Source organism: Pedobacter nototheniae (genome assembly GCF_004335085.1).
Classification (GTDB): Bacteria; Bacteroidota; Bacteroidia; order Sphingobacteriales; family Sphingobacteriaceae; genus Pedobacter; species Pedobacter nototheniae.
Genome location: NZ_RQRS01000005.1, coordinates 41452 through 58019, shown reverse-complemented (window position 1 = coordinate 58019; position 16568 = coordinate 41452). Strand labels below are relative to the sequence as shown.

Below are 16568 nucleotides of genomic sequence, written 5' to 3'. Positions count from 1 at the left end.
CTTGGTAACGATCGCAATTGACTTGGTAACGATCGCAATTGACTTGGTAACGATCGCAATTGACTTGGTAACGGTCGGGATTGACTTGGTAACGGTCGGGATTGACTTGGTAACAGTCGGGAATGACTTGGTAACGGTCGGGATTGACTTGGTAACGGTCGCAATTGACTTGGTAACGGTCTGGATTGACTTGGTAACGGTCGCAATTGACTTGGTAACGGTCGGGAATGACTTGGTAACAGTCGGGAATGACTTGGTAACGGTCGGGATTGACTTGGTAAACTCATAACAAAAAGTGAATATGACAACAACTGGCAGCTGCTATCGAAACTGCAGCCTAGCGACAATTTGAATTGCACCCTTTGTACAATTAACCAAGCTAAATATTAACTTTGCTTTATGCAAAAGTCGTTTACCGATCAATTGGGGAATGAAATCACTATAAATTTTCCGCCTAAAAGAATAATTTCAGTTGTACCATCTCAAACCGAATTGTTATTTGATTTAGGTTTGGATCAGGAAGTTATAGGTTTAACAAAATTTTGTATTCACCCGATCGAAAAGTTTGCAGAACGCACAAAAGTTGGTGGAACCAAAAAACTTAATATCGATTTAATTAAAGATTTAAAGCCAGACTTAATTATCGGCAATAAAGAAGAAAATACACAAAGCGATATTGAAGAACTCGGCGCAAGCTTTCCAGTTTGGATGAGTGATATTTTCACACTTGATGATGCCATAAAAACCATTACTCAAATAGGAGAGTTGGTTGATCGTGTTCCCGAAGCATCATATTTAAACCACTTGATTAATGCAGGTTTTACCGATTTAAAAACGCTTGCCCTTCAAAATCATATAGATAAAAAAGTAGCCTACTTAATTTGGCGCAAACCGTACATGGCAGCCGGTAAAAACACCTTTATTGATGATGTACTTTTAACAAACGGTATGACAAATGTAATTAGCCAGCAACGTTATCCGCAATTGAATTTGGAGCAACTTAAAACTTTAAATCCCGAAATTGTTCTCTTATCATCAGAACCATATCCATTTGGAGAAAAACACATTCAAGAAATTCAAGCCGTTTTACCCAAAACTAAAATTAAACTCGTTGATGGCGAAATGTTTAGCTGGTACGGAAGCCGATTAGTTAAAGCCGTTCAATATTTTTTCGAGTTTCAAAAAGAACTCTACTAATATATTCAAAGTATTTTTTGCTAATTTGTAACATTAAATCTAATTATCTCGTTTCTATTATTATGAAAAAAATACTTGTATTATCCCTATTTGTTGCCGTGTTTTCTAGCTGTAGCTCTTTAAATAGCACAACCACAGGGCGTTCTATTACCCTAACCGGAAAAATAGAAAAGTTAGGTATGACAACTTTTCAGTATGGTACACACCTTTTAAAAACCGAAAACAAAACTTACGCATTAAAAAGTGATGCAATAAAACTGGATCAATACGTAGATAAATCGGTAACCATTAAAGGAAAAAAAGTGGCTGGTTATCCACTCGAAGGCGGTCCAGAGCTTATCGAAGTAACTCTTGTTAAGTTCTAAATAAAAAAGTTTTCTAATTACAAACCCTTCTTAAATTCAATTTTATAGAAAATTAAGAAGGGTTTTTTTATGCTTAATTAATCCATGAAAAGTAGGAAAGAGCTAATTCACAGCTAAGACTGTAATTCATCTTCAATTTTTTATAAAATCTTTCTCGTTAGTTCTGAGTTATTTAGCGTTTCTGATCAAAAAATATTTAACTTTTTTTACGTTTCCCTTTTGATAATTCAATCTAGTTTCTATCTTTGCAGTCCTTAATAAATCCTAACAGCGGAAGTGGCGTAATTGGTAGCCGCACCAGACTTAGGATCTGGCGCTTCACGGCGTGGGGGTTCGAGTCCCTTCTTCCGCACACTAAGGTAAAGGCCGTTCCGAGATAATCGGAACGGTTTTATTTTTTAATAACATTGATAAAGAAAAATTGAAAATCGATGTGGAGTTTTTTGAAATGAAATACGTTATTTGTCTCAAATCTCATATCTCAGTGTTCAAACCTTATCACATCTCAATACTCAAATCTAAAAAATGAATATCACACAGGAAAAAACAGGCAACTTAAATGCTGTTGTAAAAATCAAAATCGCACCTGCAGATTATACTGAAAAAGTAGATAAGGCCATTAAAGAACAAGCTAAAAAAGCACAATTACCTGGTTTCCGTAAAGGTATGGTGCCTGCAGCCCACATTAAAAGAATGTATGGTAAAAGTATTTTGGTTGAAGAAATTAACAACCTGTTAAATGATACTTTAACTAACTATATCGCTGAACAAAAATTAGAAGTTTTAGGTCAGCCATTACCAATGTTGGATAATGAAAAAGAATTTAAATGGGATAATACAGACGAGTTTGAATTTGATTACGAATTAGGTTTAGCTCCAGCTTTCGATGTAAATATCTCATCTAAAGATAAATTTACTGAATATGTAGTTAAAGCAGATAAAGAAACTTTAGAAAGCCGTATCAAAAATATCCGTCGTAGCTATGGTAAAATGACAAATCCAGAGGTTTCTGCCGATGGTGATGTTTTATACACAGATCTTGTTCAATTAGGCGAAGATGGTTCTGCTTTAGAAGGTGGTATTACCAGCACTGCAACTGTACGTTTAGATCAAATTAAAGATAAAAAAATCCTTAAATCATTAATTGGTTTAAAGAAAGATGATGTTGTAACGATCGATATTCAAAAAGCTTTTGAAGATGCCGCAGTAATTGCTAAAGCATTAAACATTGCTGAAGAAGCTGCTGCTGAATTAAAAGCTAACTTCCAGTTAACTGTTAAAAATGTTAACCGTTTAGAGGAATCAGACTTAAACCAAGAGTTTTTTGATAAATTATTTGGCGAAGGTACTGTAACTGATGAGGCTGGTTTCAGAACTAAAATTACTGAAGAAGTAGAAAGCATGTTTAAACAAGATGCAGATCGTCAATTATCAAACGATATCTACCTTCAATTAATTGAGAAACATAACTTTGAATTACCTGATGAATTTTTACGCCGTTGGTTAAAAGCAACAAACGAAAAATTAACAGATGAAGAATTGGCAGAAGGTTACGATGATTTCGCTAAAAACCTTAAATGGACTTTAATCGAAAACAAAATCATTAAAGATAACAGCATCGAAATTAAATATGAAGATGTTGTACAAGCAGCTAAAGCAAAATTAGATGCTCAATTCAGAATGTATAGCCCAAGCCCACTTCCAGAAGATCAATTAGCACAATATGCTGTTCAGTTCTTACAGGAAAAAGAAAATGCTAACCGTACTTTTGAAGAAGTAAAAGCTTTAAAAACTTTCGAATACATTAAATCTGTTGCAACATTAGAGCAAAAAGATATTGATTACGATAAGTTTGTAGCTTTAAACAAATAAGTAATTCGCATAGGGCATGGAGCAGAGCGCTTTTAACGCCTTAATGTAAATCAATTATAAATCTTATTTTAGCCTATGGCAAAATTTAGATTTCAAGACTTGCTAATTTGGCAGAGGGCTATAATTGTAGGTAATAAATTGATTGATATCTCTGAAAAATTAGAAGAAATAAAAAAGTTTAGATTCGCAGAGCAGCTTCGAGGAGCTGCTCTTAGCGTATCCAATAATATTGCAGAAGGTTCGGATTCTAATTCTACACCCGATTTTCGAAGGTTCTTAAATTTTGCGCACTGATCTGTTTTTGAGAATGCCAATATTCTTTTAGTATTAAATTTAAGATTGCTGGTTTCTGACAAGGATTTGGCAGATTTGTTAGAAGATTTGGATATTTTAGCAAGAATGATTTCAAGCTTTTCTAAAAGTTTGAAGTAGTTAATGTGCTATATTGTCATAGATTTCGATATGGTACACTCTTTGTCTAAACCAATAGATAATTAAAATATTATTTATATTTTGGTTTTTTTATTATTCAGGAAACTATGGGGAACAGGAACTAAAAGCTCTATGCCCTCTGCTAAAAACTCATATTATGAACATAGATTCACAAGAATTCAGAAAATTTGCCGTTAAACATCAGGGTATTGGCGGTTTACATGTAGATAAATTTATTGCGCAAGCAAACCTGTCACCGCAATCGATGACACCATATATTATTGAAGAACGCCAGTTGAACGTAGCTCAAATGGATGTTTTCTCAAGGTTGATGATGGATCGTATTATCTTTTTAGGTGATGCTATTTACGATCAGAATGCTAATATTATTCAGGCTCAATTGTTGTTTTTACAATCAACAGATGCAGATAGAGACATTCAGATTTACATCAACTCACCAGGTGGTTCGGTTTACGCAGGTTTAGGTATTTATGATACCATGCAATACATCCAGCCAGATGTTGCAACCATTTGTACAGGTATTGCAGCCTCAATGGGTGCAGTTTTACTGGTTGCTGGTGCTAAAGGCAAACGTGCCGCTTTACCTCACTCAAGAGTAATGATTCACCAACCATCAGGAGGTGCGCAAGGGGTAGCTTCAGATATGGAGATCAACTTGAGAGAGATGTTGAAATTGAAAAAAGAATTATATGATATTATTTCAGAGCACTCTGGTCAAACTTACGACTGGGTAGAGAAAGCTTCTGACCGTGATTACTGGATGACTGCTGAAGAAGCAAAAGGATTTGGTATGGTTGATGAAGTATTATCGAGAAACGCAAAAAAAGATGGCGAAACAAAATAAAGAATCCCGTTGCTCATTCTGCCATTCAGGCAAACATGAAACTTTGATGCTAATTGAAGGCATGGATGCATTTATCTGCGATAAATGTGTTACTCAAGCCAATCAATTGCTTGCGCAAGAATTGGGTACAAAAGGTTCTAAAAATATTCAAGAGGCTATTAACTTATTAAAGCCTCTTGAAATTAAAACCCACCTGGATCAGTACGTAATTGGCCAGGACGATGCAAAAAAGGTTTTATCGGTAGCGGTTTATAATCACTATAAACGTTTGAATCAAAAAGTTGATGCAGATGAAATAGAGATTGAAAAATCGAATATTATGCTTGTTGGTGAAACAGGAACAGGTAAAACCCTTTTAGCTAAAACCATTGCAAAAATTTTACACGTACCGTTCTGCATATGCGATGCAACTGTTTTAACTGAAGCCGGCTATGTAGGGGAGGATGTAGAAAGTATTTTAACCAGATTGTTGCAGGCAGCAGATTATGATGTTGCAGCAGCAGAACGTGGTATTGTATATATTGATGAAGTAGATAAAGTTGCCCGCAAAAGCGATAATCCATCCATTACCAGAGATGTATCAGGAGAAGGCGTGCAGCAGGCTTTATTAAAAATTTTAGAAGGCACGGTTGTTAATGTTCCACCGCAGGGCGGACGTAAGCATCCTGATCAGAAAATGATTCCAGTAAACACCAATAATATCTTATTTATTTGCGGAGGTGCCTTTGATGGAATCGAACGTAAAATTGCCAATCGTTTAAAAACTCAGGCAGTAGGGTATAAGGTAAAAAAGGATGAAACCGTTTTAGATCTTAAAAACCTTTATAAATACATTACCCCACAAGATCTTAAATCATTTGGTTTAATTCCTGAATTAATTGGTCGTATTCCAGTTCTTTCGCATTTAAATCCACTAGATAAAGAAACGCTTAGAAACATTTTAACAGCACCTAAAAACTCTCTAATTAAGCAGTACGTTAAGTTATTTGCTTATGAAGATGTGGAATTGATTTTTGATAACGACGTATTAGATTTTATTGTTGATAAAGCAATGGAATATAAGTTAGGCGCACGTGGATTAAGATCTATTTGTGAAGCCATTATGTTGGATGCCATGTTTGATACGCCTACGCAGAAGGATGTGAAGCAGCTACATATCAACCTCGATTACGCGATGGAGAAATTTGAAAAGGCCGACTTTAAAAAGTTGCAAGCCGCTTAAAAAATTAAATCCTCCCGCAAAACGGGAGGATTTTTTGTATAACCTAAAATGTAAGAGTTTAAACACAATAACTTGATTTACAGTATAAAATTAATGGTATTATAAAGTATTGTTTATGCAAACGTTAAATTAGATTTGTTATTTTGATAAAAATTTCTTATATTATTTGAAGAATAAAAATATATGAACGAAGAAAAAGACGTAAAAAAAGATGAAAAGATTGTAGAAAAATCTAAAAAAATTAAAGAAGTAGAGTCTCCTGTAAAAGCAGGATTGAAATCAAAAGAAGAAATTGTCAAAAATTGGTTGCCTCGTTATACGGGTAGAGCTTTAGATGAATTCGGTGATTACATCTTATTAACCAATTTCAGTAAATATGTAAGCATGTTTTCTGAGTGGAATGATAATGCTCCAATTATGGGCTTAGATAAGCCTATGCAGAGTGTAACGGCCAACGGTATTACTATTATCAACTTTGGTATGGGTAGCCCGCTTGCAGCAACGATGATGGATTTATTAACCGCTATTAAACCTAAGGCTGTATTGTTTTTGGGTAAATGTGGTGGCTTGAAAAAGAAAAATCAATTAGGTGATCTAATTCTGCCTATTGCAGCTATTAGAGGTGAAGGAACATCAAATGATTACCTCCCTGCAGAAGTACCTGCATTACCAGCCTTCGCATTGCAGAAAGCAATTTCTACAACCATCCGCGATCATGGTAGAGATTATTGGACAGGAACTTGTTATACCACCAACCGTAGGGTTTGGGAGCACGACAAAGAATTTAAAAAGTATTTAAAAACGCTTAGGGCAATGGCCGTTGATATGGAAACTGCAACGATTTTTACTACAGCTTTTGCAAATAAAATTCCAGCTGGTGCTTTACTTTTAGTTTCTGATCAGCCGATGATCCCTGAAGGTGTGAAAACTGCTGAAAGTGACAGCAATGTTACTGCTCAATTTGTAGAACAACACCTCAGAATTGGTATTGACTCGTTAAAACAATTAATTAATAACGGATTAACCGTTAAACATTTATTGTTCTAATTATAGCATTCAAATAAACCACAAGCCACTAAGATTACAATGCTTAAAAAAGCAAAATGTGTTCTTTGTGTCTTAGTGGTTAAGAATACCATTAAAAATTAATTGCATTAGGTAAATAGCCATGCAGAATTAAATCATCATCAGATTTGATATTATAATTGCAGCCGTTATGTAAAAGCACTACACGGTCTGCAATACTCAAAATTGATCGGTAATAATGATCAGTTACAATTACACCCTTCCTTTCCTTTGCTTTTAAAATATGCTTTTGAATTTCCTCCACAATTAAGGGAGATAATTGAGAAAAAGGTTCATCTAATAATATAAAATCAGCATCACTGTAAATAATTAGCAAACATTCCATTAACCTTCTTTGACCACCTGATAATTCATTGAATTTAAAGTCAATATTTTTTGAAACCAGACTAATATTTAGTAGTTCACTTTTATATAAATTGCAAAATAAATCAATTGCTTTTGAAACTTTTAAATGACCAGGAATAAAGTGATCTTGCGGTAAATAAGCAATTTTACCACTAGTGTAGCCTTGATCAATAATTTGATCGTTTAATTTCAAATGTTTAAAGTGAGGCTTAACCGTTCCAAAAATAACTTTCAATAAAGTGGATTTTCCTGATCCGTTTCTACCCAATAAACCTAATATTTCACCTGTTTTGCAATTTAGAAAAACGCCGTTTAATACTGTTTGTTTATTAAAGCTTTTGGTAACACTGTCAATAGAAAACTCCTGTTTAGCATGCATATCGTTATTATTAGAATGAAGAAAGCTATGTCATAAATAACAATGTTAATGTATATCCTGTAGGAAGCTATGTTTAGATTTTTGAAAAAATATGAATTCTTATTATAAAATAACTTTTCAAAACATACCGAGGATATCCAACCAAATGGTTTCATCAATATTGCCATAAAGTATCCTCCGGGTTTACCAAGGCCATCTATTATGAAGAAAATTCCAACTAGTAAACTTATAAATATATTCCAGGCTATAATTGGTTTATAAACTAAAAGTACAATCTTTCTGAGCCTGTTTGCCATGCTTGGTCTTATTTTCAGGTGGAATTTACTCTTTTTTATATAGTTTAAAAAGAAAAATGTCATACCTGAATTATAATATCCAGATATGACAAATCGCAATCTTAATAATAAGTTAATCTAACAACATCTCCCAGCTTTTTGGCTAATCTAATTACCTGTCTGGTATAGCCATACTCATTATCATACCAAGCATATAAAATAACAGATTTACCATCTTTAGAAATAATTGTTGCCGGGCCATCTATAATAGACGAATGACTATTGCCAATGAGATCGGTACTTACCAATTCATTAGAAATAGAAAATTCAATTTGTTCGGATAAATCGCCAAAGAGGGAAGCTTGTTTCAATAATTCATTTACCCCATCCTTATCGGTTTTCTTCGATAATGTTAAGTTTAAAATCGCCAAAGAAACGTTTGGAGTAGGTACACGAACCGCATTTCCTGTTAATTTTCCCGCCAGGTGAGGCAATACTTTTGCTACCGCTTTATCAGCACCAGTTTCTGTTATTACTAAGTTTAAAGCAGCAGAACGACCTCTACGGTATTTTTTATGATAATTATCCAACAAGTTCTGGTCGTTGGTATAGGAATGTATAGTTTCTATATGACCTTTTTCGATTCCAAAAGCATTATCTACAATTTTTAATACCGGAGTAATTGCATTTGTAGTACAGCTGGCGTTAGAGAAAATAGTCTCTTTCTTAAAATTAAATTCACCTTCATTAATTCCGGTCACAATATTTGGTACATCACCTTTTGCAGGTGCCGTTAATAATACCTGACTAATTCCTTTTGCTTTTAAATGGCGGCTCAATTCAACACGATCCCTAAAAACCCCTGTATTATCAATTAATAAGGCCGAGTTTATGCCATATTTGGTGTAATCAACATCTTCAGGGTTTTGCGCTGCAATCATGTAAATCATTTGTCCGTTAATAACCAAAGCCTTATTCTCATAATCTTCAGTTATGGTTCCAGGAAAAGTTCCATGTACAGAATCCGTTCTCAAAAGCTCAGCTCTTTTGCTCAGCTCTTCATTGCTGTAAGTTCTGGTTACAATAGCTCTTAAGCGTAACTGCTCGCCTTTACCTGCTTGTGTAACTAATTCTCTGGCCGCAATTCTGCCAATTCTGCCAAATCCAAAAAGTACAACATCCTTTGGAGTTAAATTCTTTTTATCCTTGCCAATGTACGCCGATAGTTTAGTGATAATAAAATCATTAATACTAGCGAATTTGTTGTGCTCATCAAGCCATTCAGCAGTTAATCTGCCTAAATCTATCCGAGAAGGAGCAAGGTTAGAATTTAGGATTGCTTTGGCCAGCTCAAGCGTTTCATAAATAGAAATGTCTTTGCCGCTAATGGATTTTGCATACTGATGATGCGCTAAAACCTGGCTTCCGCCAACATCGAATAAAGGTTTCCGAAATAGAAGTAATTCAATAGAACGATCGAACCAAAGTTTGCCTACTATATTGATAAGTTCAATAGCTTGCTTCTCTTTGTCAATCCAGCTCTGAAACTCAGTCTGGTATTTGTGTAACATGAAATGAATAATATGGTTAGAAATTGCCGCAAAAATAGAAAAAGATCGGCTGGTATGCCCGATCTTTTTCTATTTTATTTCTAAAATTATATTATTCTGATTATCCTAAGTATGATTTAAGGATTTTACTTCTTGATGTATGGCGTAAACGCTGTAGTGCTTTATCCTTAATTTGTCTAACACGCTCACGTGTAAGGTTAAATTTCTCGCCAATTTCTTCTAAAGATAAAGGATGATTTGACCCTAAACCGAAGAATAAAACGATAATTTCTCTTTCTCTTTCAGTTAATGTAGATAAAGAACGCTTAATTTCTTCTGATAAAGATTCGTTAATTAACGAGCTATCTGTATTTGGTTCATGGTTTTCTAATACATCTAATAATGTATTTTCTTCACCTTGAACAAAAGGAGCATCCATTGATACATGGCGACCAGAGTTACTTAAAGTATCAGAGATTTTATCCACAGTTGTTTCTAAAATGTCTGCTAATTCTTCTGGAGAAGGCTCACGTTCATATTCTTGCTCTAATTTAGAGAAAGCTTTGCTGATTTTGCTTAATGAACCTACCTGGTTTAAAGGTAAACGAACAATACGACTTTGTTCAGCAATTGCTTGCAAAATAGATTGACGAATCCACCAAACAGCATAAGAAATGAATTTAAAACCTTTAGTTTCATCAAAACGCTTTGCAGCTTTGATCAAACCTAAGTTTCCTTCATTAATCAAATCTCCTAGCGTTAAACCTTGATTTTGATATTGTTTTGCAACAGAAACCACGAAACGTAAGTTGGTTTTGGTAAGACGCTCTAATGCTGCCTGATCACCTTCACGAATCTTTCTTGCTAAAATTACTTCTTCTTCTGCTGTTATTAAATCTACCTTTCCAATCTCATGCAAATATTTGTCTAATGATTGACTTTCGCGATTGGTGATAGATTGCGTGATTTTGAGTTGTCTCATTTATGCTTTTTGTGTGCTCTTAAATTATTGAGTTTGCAAAGTTACGAAATGTATTAGCAATCCGAAAGGATAAAATGCTGAAAATGTTACCGTTTGCATACTTTTTTTACAGTTTTACTTACAACAAAAATCATTCCAAATAGTTTCGTGTCATATTTTATGTGATTGCTATCATATTAGTTGTTTATCATATATTATTTATTGTAAACCAATAAAAATAGTTTGATTTATAATAAATAATATTTTATGTTTGCGATATAATAATTAGAAAATTATGACTATTAATGAATTTCTAACCTGTAAATTAAAAAATACTAGTATAAATTATCAGGCAATATTTGTAGGCTGTATTTCTGTCATAAATTTGGATGTGAAATATGTCTAATTTTTTAGAATTAATGAGTCAATTACATTAATAAAAAATCATCTAACAATGAAAATTAAGAATCAAATTAAATTTATAAAAATTGCATACATCGCTATTATCATAATCATTGTTGCATTTGGTTTTTTTAATGGAGGTAAGCAAGGCTTTATGGATGGCTGGAACGATGCCGATCAATCTGGTTCCATTACCTATGCGAGTGATGTATTGCTTGAGCCAAAAGATGCTCTGAAAATTAATGCTATAAACACGAACACAGGCGATACGCTTATTTTTAAGCCCAAATATTTTGCAACTGTGACTGTGCATGCTAAAAAGGCTGGTGCAACAAATGGTTATCTTTCTTTTTTAAAAGGATGTTTAGTTCTTATGATAGCGTTTTTAGGTTTGCGAATTTTAGTCTTTTTGTATGTTTTTATAAGTTCCGTACAAGAAGGTAATGTTTTTAGTGAAGAAAATATTAAGCGATTATCTAAAATGGGTTGGTACGCCCTAATTCTTCCTGTTATAATTCTGGCTTATGATTTTGTAGGAATAAAGATTAGTGAAGCAATTTTTATAAATCAGCCATATCGTGTTGTTGCTGATCTTAATTTAGATACCTGGCCAATAATTTTAGGCATAACATTACTTACAATAGCATTTGTATTTAAAAAAGGATTGCAATTAAAACAAGAGAATGATTTAACGATATAATTGCTGAAGTTGGCTCCTAATGATAAACATTTATAACTTTACAACTCCATAATGCCAATAATTATAAATTTAGATGTGATGCTTGCACGTCGAAAAATGTCCCTTACAGAACTTAGTGAGCGGGTAGGGATTACGATGTCTAATTTATCTATTCTTAAAACTGGGAAGGCAAAAGCCATTCGTTTGGAAACACTTGAATCAATTTGTGCGGTTTTAGAATGTCAACCCGGTGATATACTAGAATTTCGGGTAGAAAAATAGACTATCAGAATTTTTAATTCTCATTATTGTCCGTAAATGATCTGATTATATTGGCGTTACCGAAGCTGCACAAGGGGCGGGCTTTTCAGGGCTGCACTTCGTTTCGGTACCAATGAAGGATTGGTACTGAACCCTTACAATCCCTAACGCAAACCTGCTGTGTATTATAAAAACCTTGCAGAATAGATTAAAGCCAAGAACCACAAACCCAAGGTAAATAAACCTGATAAAGAGAAAAGCCCGGAACGAGGTATGAGTGAGGACTTGAAACGATAGCAGGACTGCACTTGCTATTAAAACAGAACCGTCCATTTTCGAAAAAAAATATTGACCACCTAAGCAAACTTAGTGCACCTAAACCGAATATAAAAAAAACCTTTCAGTTTTCACTGAAAGGTTTTCAATATGATATATACTTTAAGCTTTAGTCTTTTTGCCTTAAGCTTCAGACTATGCTTGTTCTTCTAAAACTTTAGTTACTAAATCAGCTGCTTCTTTTAAAGCAATTGCTGAGTAAACTTTAAGTCCAGATTCATCAATTAGTTTTTTAGCTTCTTCGGCGTTTGTACCTTGTAAACGGCAAATAATTGGAACCGGAATGTTACCGATTTCTTTATAAGCATCAATTACACCTTGAGCAACACGATCACAACGAACAATACCACCAAAAATGTTAATTAAAATAGCTTTAACATTTGGATCTTTTAAGATAATGTTGAAAGCTGCTTTAACAGTTTGTGCATTTGCAGTTCCACCAACGTCAAGGAAGTTTGCAGGCTCACCACCGGCTAATTTAATAATATCCATAGTTGCCATTGCTAAACCAGCACCGTTAACCATACAACCTACGTTACCATCAAGGTTAACAAAGTTTAGGTTAGAAGCGCTTGCTTCAACTTCCATTGGATCTTCTTCAGTAACATCACGCATTGCTGCATAATCAGGATGGCGGAATAAACCGTTTTCGTCTAAATTAACTTTAGCATCAACAGCAATTACTTTATCATCAGATGTTTTTAATACAGGATTGATTTCAAACATGGAAGAATCGGTAGCTTCGTAAGCTTTATATAAAGCGGTTACAAATTTAACCATCTCTTTAAAAGCATTTCCACTTACACCTAAGTTAAAAGCAATTTTACGAGCTTGGAAACCTTGTAAACCAACTTTAGGATCAATTTCTTCTTTGAAAATTAAGTGTGGAGTATGTTCAGCAACTTCTTCGATATCCATACCACCTTCTGTACTGTACATAATAATGTTACGACCTTTAGCACGATCTAACAATACAGAGATATAGAATTCTTTAGTTTCTGAAGCACCTGGATAGTAAACATCCTGAGCCACCAAAACTTTGTTCACTAATTTACCTTCTGGTCCGGTTTGAGGAGTAACTAGCTGCATACCAATAATATCGGTTGCGCGTTGTTTAACTTCTTCAAGGTTTTTGGCTAATTTAACACCACCACCTTTACCGCGACCACCAGCGTGGATCTGCGCTTTAATTACAACCCAATCAGAATTGTAATCAATTTTCAATTGCTTTGCAGCCTCTACAGCTTGCTCTGGAGTGTCGGCAACAATTCCTTCTTGAACGTTAACACCGAAACTTTTTAATATTTGTTTACCCTGGTATTCGTGAATATTCATTTGCTACAAAATTTGCCCAAAGCTACAATTCTAAAGCCTTTAAACAAATAGCAAGCAGTCCTTTTTTTAAGAAAATGAATGTTTTGTGTTAATCTGGAATTTGGATACCACTTATGGTGTAAATCTTGCTCATAAATAAGGAAAATATGACTGACCGAAAGTTTAATTAACTTCCTGCGAATGGAGTTCCGAAGATACCAACGGCTAGCTCTGCCCAAACTAAAAATAGTGTTAATAAAATAATAACCAATAATATGGCTCTTAAAGTAGGTGTTTTAGCATATCTAATCGCTAATTCTATAGCTAAGCCTGCACTTAACAGTAATATACTTGCAGCTACAAAATCAGTTAAAGTCCAGTTTACTTCGCTGGTAAATAGCATTGCAACCATAGGAATGGTTAAAATTAATGCAATTATGATTGAAATGATGGTAATTCTTTGTTTAGAGTGACTTGTTGTTTTTTGATTTTCCATGATATTTAAATATTTTAAGTAATTAAATAGTGTAGCAAAAGCGAGAGGTTAATTAAAAATAAGCTGAATTAAATGGTTTGTGGAAGTTCATTTAATCTATTTTCGAGTTCATTTGATTTGTATAGAACTGATTTTCCTGCAACTTTTTTAAGTTTAAATATCATTTTATTTAAATATCGAAAGAAATTGAGTTTACCAGCTTTAAATAATTTTTTATGTCCGAACCATACTACAATACTCGTACAGATGTAAAAGAAAGAATAGGCATAGTAAGCAAGCCATTTGGAAAATGCAGTTTTATTATTGAAAATGATATATAACCGTTCTTTCTGAAAAGTAATATGGGCGGCTTCATCAATTAAAATGTCTGTGCAAATCTGTTTCAGTAAGGTACAGTTTGTAGCATCTTTAAGTGCCTGATAAAATATTTGTGCCGCACTTTCTACTGTAATTACTGCAATGGTCCATAACTCCATATTTGTATTATAATATCTAATTTTTCTGAAAAGTGTATCGCCCCAATCCTTTTTTATCCTGGGTTCTTTAATTAAATCAAGGTATTGCCCCAGGTTATTACCATGTTTTTGTTCTTCCTTAATAAAAAGCTTTACTGCATTTGGATATTCATTATCACCAATTGTAGCAGCATATTTTTTTGAGGCGTGCAACAGGTGCTCGCCTTCAGATGTTTCTCCGAGTTGCCAGGCCTGTAAAGATTTTAAAATGTTCTTTCTTTCAACATCTGTTAGGTTTGGATTTAATGACCAATCCACTCTTTTATTTTTAGAGTTGCTGGTGAAATAATTTTTCCAGTAAATTGAGCTATGTATTTTCATAACATCTTATTTTATGTGTGGCTCGTTTAGTGTAAGGTTGAAAATAGAATGTATTAATTGATTAAGCACAAACCATAGCAAGGCAAAAAGTGCCAATACCATAATTAATATTTTATGATACTTTTTCATTTAAGTTTATTCAAGCCAAAATATTCGGCTGTATTCCAATCCTGTAAATTCCATGATAACCAGGTTGTTTTTTGATAACGATCAGTGAAATAACCAATTTTGTTATCAAGGCGGGTTAAAATCTGATCGTCTGTTGAGCGTACAATTACTTCCCCTTTTGGGATGAAAGAAGGAAACACTATCAGTTTTTTCCGGTTTTGATCTAAAATTGGAAGCGTTTTTTCTGATAAAGAAAGCATATAGTCAGGATCAATAGCAATTTGATCTGCCTTCGAAAAATTGTATTTCACAATTAAAACATCCCAGTTTATGGTGCTGAAAGCCAATAATAATATAAACCAAATATTACCATTAACCTTAAATAGATAGAATAGCGTTCTTTGTTTTGCAACTTTTAAATAAACCGTAGTTAAGCCAATAATGCATAAGATAGCGAAAACTAAAACACCAATTCTTTTATGTGTTAAGCCATAAAATTCGATATAATAAGCATCGCGGATGAAAACCGAAATAATAAGAATCATGTTTTGAACCATCCACGTATAAGCCAGTAATTTTAGGGTTTTGCTTTTGCTATAAAAATTAAGATTAGCCCTGAAAAAGTATAGAATCACTGCCATTGCCATTACAATACTGAAAATTAAAGCGTTTGTGCCTTGATGTAAATCAGAAGAAAAATTGCCTGATGGTTTATAGCCAAACCAAAGTGTGGTAATATCAATTAAATTTAGACTTAGCAGAAGTAAATTAAGCCCTACAAAAGAAATAACACCAATAATATATTCTGTTTTTAACGCAGTTTTACGCGTAGTTATATTGCCGCTAAAGGTTTGAATTAATTCCATCCATACACTTGACTTTTTAAAGCGACTTCTAATTCTTAAAAGTTGCTCCTTGCATTTGCTTTCGGCATTTTCAAGTCTTTTGTTATAAAAAGTAATTAATAAACCACCGGTTAAAATAATCCCGAATACGGTGTGGAATAATCTCGGTAAGCTAATATCTTTAAAAATAAAGCTGAAAGTATTGTAAAGAAAGTTTGAAATGTGAGTTAAAAATAGTTCCAAATAATTTGCAAATACATCATTAGCAGCACTATATATGCCAGCAAAAATTGCAACAATAATTACAGGCAGGATAATGTATTTAATTGGTCTAAGGATGGGCATCAATTTAAATCTGCCAATTTGAACGAATGATAATTTGTTTAAAAAGCTAAATGGAACAGTTATAATTTGTATTAATGTGGCTAAAATACTTGTATAAACAGTTCTTATTTTTGGGTAATGACTAAACCCAACCAATAAAAGCATGCTAATGTAGTAGGTAACAATGGTTAAATCAGAATTGTTAATTACAACCAATATAGCTGCAATTAAGTGAGCTAAACCATAAATTTTATACTTGGTGCCATGATTTACCTCTTTATTAAAATAGGTGATGATTAAAATAAATACGCTGTAGATTAAAAGATTAAGCGCTAATCTTTGCGTCCAGAATAAAAGGTTGAATAAAACTCCGCCAAACAAAGCAGCAAGGAGGAGGTAGTTGGATTTAGTTTTCATT

General features: G+C 33.6%; 17 protein-coding genes and 1 tRNA gene. 11 read left to right on the top strand and 7 right to left on the bottom strand.

All coding sequences use genetic code 11. From position 1 onward, the window contains the following. The first annotated feature begins 1 nt into the window (after position 1). The 9 genes from EHC72_RS06215 to EHC72_RS06175 all read left to right on the top strand — a co-directional run bounded on the left by EHC72_RS06215 (position 2) and on the right by EHC72_RS06175 (position 7000). On the top strand, positions 2 to 289 hold the full coding sequence (locus EHC72_RS06215) for a hypothetical protein (protein ID WP_131536811.1): 288 nt from the start codon (positions 2 to 4) through the stop codon (positions 287 to 289). Positions 290 to 399: 110 nt separating this feature from the next. After that, positions 400 to 1197, top strand: a complete 798-nt coding sequence (locus EHC72_RS06210; protein ID WP_131536810.1) for a helical backbone metal receptor — start codon at positions 400 to 402, stop codon at positions 1195 to 1197. 62 nt (positions 1198 to 1259) lie between these two features. Next, positions 1260 to 1562, top strand: coding sequence for a hypothetical protein (locus EHC72_RS06205; protein ID WP_131536809.1), 303 nt, complete (start codon positions 1260 to 1262; stop codon positions 1560 to 1562). Between the two features lie 270 nt (positions 1563 to 1832). Then, positions 1833 to 1914 (top strand) — tRNA-Leu (locus EHC72_RS06200). 173 nt (positions 1915 to 2087) lie between these two features. Continuing rightward, the gene (gene tig, locus EHC72_RS06195; protein WP_131536808.1) at positions 2088 to 3434 is read left to right on the top strand and encodes a trigger factor; all 1347 of its coding nucleotides are present in this window, start codon (positions 2088 to 2090) and stop codon (positions 3432 to 3434) included. Positions 3435 to 3509: 75 nt separating this feature from the next. After that, positions 3510 to 3728, top strand: a complete 219-nt coding sequence (locus EHC72_RS23270; protein ID WP_211660285.1) for a four helix bundle protein — start codon at positions 3510 to 3512, stop codon at positions 3726 to 3728. Between the two features lie 295 nt (positions 3729 to 4023). Continuing rightward, on the top strand, positions 4024 to 4731 hold the full coding sequence (gene clpP, locus EHC72_RS06185) for an ATP-dependent Clp endopeptidase proteolytic subunit ClpP (RefSeq protein WP_131536807.1): 708 nt from the start codon (positions 4024 to 4026) through the stop codon (positions 4729 to 4731). Further along, positions 4715 to 5953: an ATP-dependent Clp protease ATP-binding subunit ClpX gene (gene clpX, locus EHC72_RS06180; RefSeq protein ID WP_131536806.1), complete on the top strand. Its 1239-nt coding sequence runs from the start codon at positions 4715 to 4717 to the stop codon at positions 5951 to 5953. Before clpP ends, clpX begins: the two co-directional genes overlap by 17 nt. A 183-nt stretch (positions 5954 to 6136) precedes the next feature. Continuing rightward, complete coding sequence (locus EHC72_RS06175) at positions 6137 to 7000, top strand: AMP nucleosidase (RefSeq protein ID WP_170311714.1); 864 nt, start codon at positions 6137 to 6139, stop codon at positions 6998 to 7000. 91 nt (positions 7001 to 7091) lie between these two features. Here EHC72_RS06175 and EHC72_RS06170 read toward each other — a convergent pair whose 3' ends face one another. The 3 genes from EHC72_RS06170 to EHC72_RS06160 all read right to left on the bottom strand — a co-directional run bounded on the left by EHC72_RS06170 (position 7092) and on the right by EHC72_RS06160 (position 10570). Next, positions 7092 to 7763 (bottom strand): ATP-binding cassette domain-containing protein, encoded by a 672-nt coding sequence (locus EHC72_RS06170; protein WP_131536805.1) that lies wholly within the window; start codon positions 7761 to 7763, stop codon positions 7092 to 7094. Between the two features lie 397 nt (positions 7764 to 8160). Beyond that, complete coding sequence (locus EHC72_RS06165; protein WP_131536804.1) at positions 8161 to 9609, bottom strand: glyceraldehyde-3-phosphate dehydrogenase; 1449 nt, start codon at positions 9607 to 9609, stop codon at positions 8161 to 8163. A 100-nt stretch (positions 9610 to 9709) separates the two neighbouring features. Beyond that, a complete protein-coding gene (locus EHC72_RS06160; protein ID WP_010601359.1) occupies positions 9710 to 10570 on the bottom strand; it encodes a sigma-70 family RNA polymerase sigma factor in 861 nt (286 codons plus the stop codon). Positions 10571 to 11003: 433 nt separating this feature from the next. On the opposite strand from EHC72_RS06160, the gene EHC72_RS06155 reads away from it, so the two are divergent. After that, the gene (locus tag EHC72_RS06155) at positions 11004 to 11651 is read left to right on the top strand and encodes a DUF2975 domain-containing protein (protein WP_131536803.1); all 648 of its coding nucleotides are present in this window, start codon (positions 11004 to 11006) and stop codon (positions 11649 to 11651) included. Between the two features lie 51 nt (positions 11652 to 11702). Continuing rightward, positions 11703 to 11912 (top strand): helix-turn-helix domain-containing protein, encoded by a 210-nt coding sequence (locus EHC72_RS06150; RefSeq protein WP_131536802.1) that lies wholly within the window; start codon positions 11703 to 11705, stop codon positions 11910 to 11912. Between the two features lie 450 nt (positions 11913 to 12362). Here the strand turns inward: EHC72_RS06150 and sucC are convergent, their stop codons facing one another. The 4 genes from sucC to EHC72_RS06130 all read right to left on the bottom strand — a co-directional run bounded on the left by sucC (position 12363) and on the right by EHC72_RS06130 (position 16567). Beyond that, positions 12363 to 13562 (bottom strand): ADP-forming succinate--CoA ligase subunit beta, encoded by a 1200-nt coding sequence (sucC, locus tag EHC72_RS06145; RefSeq protein WP_131536801.1) that lies wholly within the window; start codon positions 13560 to 13562, stop codon positions 12363 to 12365. A gap of 166 nt (positions 13563 to 13728) precedes the next feature. Then, positions 13729 to 14037 (bottom strand): hypothetical protein, encoded by a 309-nt coding sequence (locus EHC72_RS06140; RefSeq protein ID WP_131536800.1) that lies wholly within the window; start codon positions 14035 to 14037, stop codon positions 13729 to 13731. Between the two features lie 68 nt (positions 14038 to 14105). Beyond that, a complete protein-coding gene (locus tag EHC72_RS06135) occupies positions 14106 to 14873 on the bottom strand; it encodes a ferritin-like domain-containing protein (RefSeq protein ID WP_131536799.1) in 768 nt (255 codons plus the stop codon). A gap of 125 nt (positions 14874 to 14998) precedes the next feature. Further along, entirely contained in the window at positions 14999 to 16567 is a 1569-nt protein-coding gene (locus tag EHC72_RS06130; RefSeq protein WP_131536798.1) for a DUF4153 domain-containing protein, read from the bottom strand. Between the last annotated feature and the right edge of the window lies 1 nt (position 16568).

Bases quoted from the DNA above. Each gene is read 5' to 3' on its own strand.
- EHC72_RS06210 (WP_131536810.1), top strand. From the start codon at position 400: ATGCAAAAGTCGTTTACCGATCAATTGGGGAATGAAATCACTATAAAT.
- EHC72_RS06205 (WP_131536809.1), top strand. From the start codon at position 1,260: ATGAAAAAAATACTTGTATTATCCCTATTTGTTGCCGTGTTTTCTAGC.
- tig (WP_131536808.1), top strand. From the start codon at position 2,088: ATGAATATCACACAGGAAAAAACAGGCAACTTAAATGCTGTTGTAAAA.
- EHC72_RS23270 (WP_211660285.1), top strand. From the start codon at position 3,510: ATGGCAAAATTTAGATTTCAAGACTTGCTAATTTGGCAGAGGGCTATA.
- clpP (WP_131536807.1), top strand. From the start codon at position 4,024: ATGAACATAGATTCACAAGAATTCAGAAAATTTGCCGTTAAACATCAG.
- clpX (WP_131536806.1), top strand. From the start codon at position 4,715: ATGGCGAAACAAAATAAAGAATCCCGTTGCTCATTCTGCCATTCAGGC.
- EHC72_RS06175 (WP_170311714.1), top strand. From the start codon at position 6,137: ATGAACGAAGAAAAAGACGTAAAAAAAGATGAAAAGATTGTAGAAAAA.
- EHC72_RS06170 (WP_131536805.1), bottom strand. From the start codon at position 7,763: ATGCATGCTAAACAGGAGTTTTCTATTGACAGTGTTACCAAAAGCTTT.
- EHC72_RS06165 (WP_131536804.1), bottom strand. From the start codon at position 9,609: ATGTTACACAAATACCAGACTGAGTTTCAGAGCTGGATTGACAAAGAG.
- EHC72_RS06160 (WP_010601359.1), bottom strand. From the start codon at position 10,570: ATGAGACAACTCAAAATCACGCAATCTATCACCAATCGCGAAAGTCAA.
- EHC72_RS06155 (WP_131536803.1), top strand. From the start codon at position 11,004: ATGAAAATTAAGAATCAAATTAAATTTATAAAAATTGCATACATCGCT.
- EHC72_RS06150 (WP_131536802.1), top strand. From the start codon at position 11,703: ATGCCAATAATTATAAATTTAGATGTGATGCTTGCACGTCGAAAAATG.
- sucC (WP_131536801.1), bottom strand. From the start codon at position 13,562: ATGAATATTCACGAATACCAGGGTAAACAAATATTAAAAAGTTTCGGT.
- EHC72_RS06140 (WP_131536800.1), bottom strand. From the start codon at position 14,037: ATGGAAAATCAAAAAACAACAAGTCACTCTAAACAAAGAATTACCATC.
- EHC72_RS06135 (WP_131536799.1), bottom strand. From the start codon at position 14,873: ATGAAAATACATAGCTCAATTTACTGGAAAAATTATTTCACCAGCAAC.
- EHC72_RS06130 (WP_131536798.1), bottom strand. From the start codon at position 16,567: ATGAAAACTAAATCCAACTACCTCCTCCTTGCTGCTTTGTTTGGCGGA.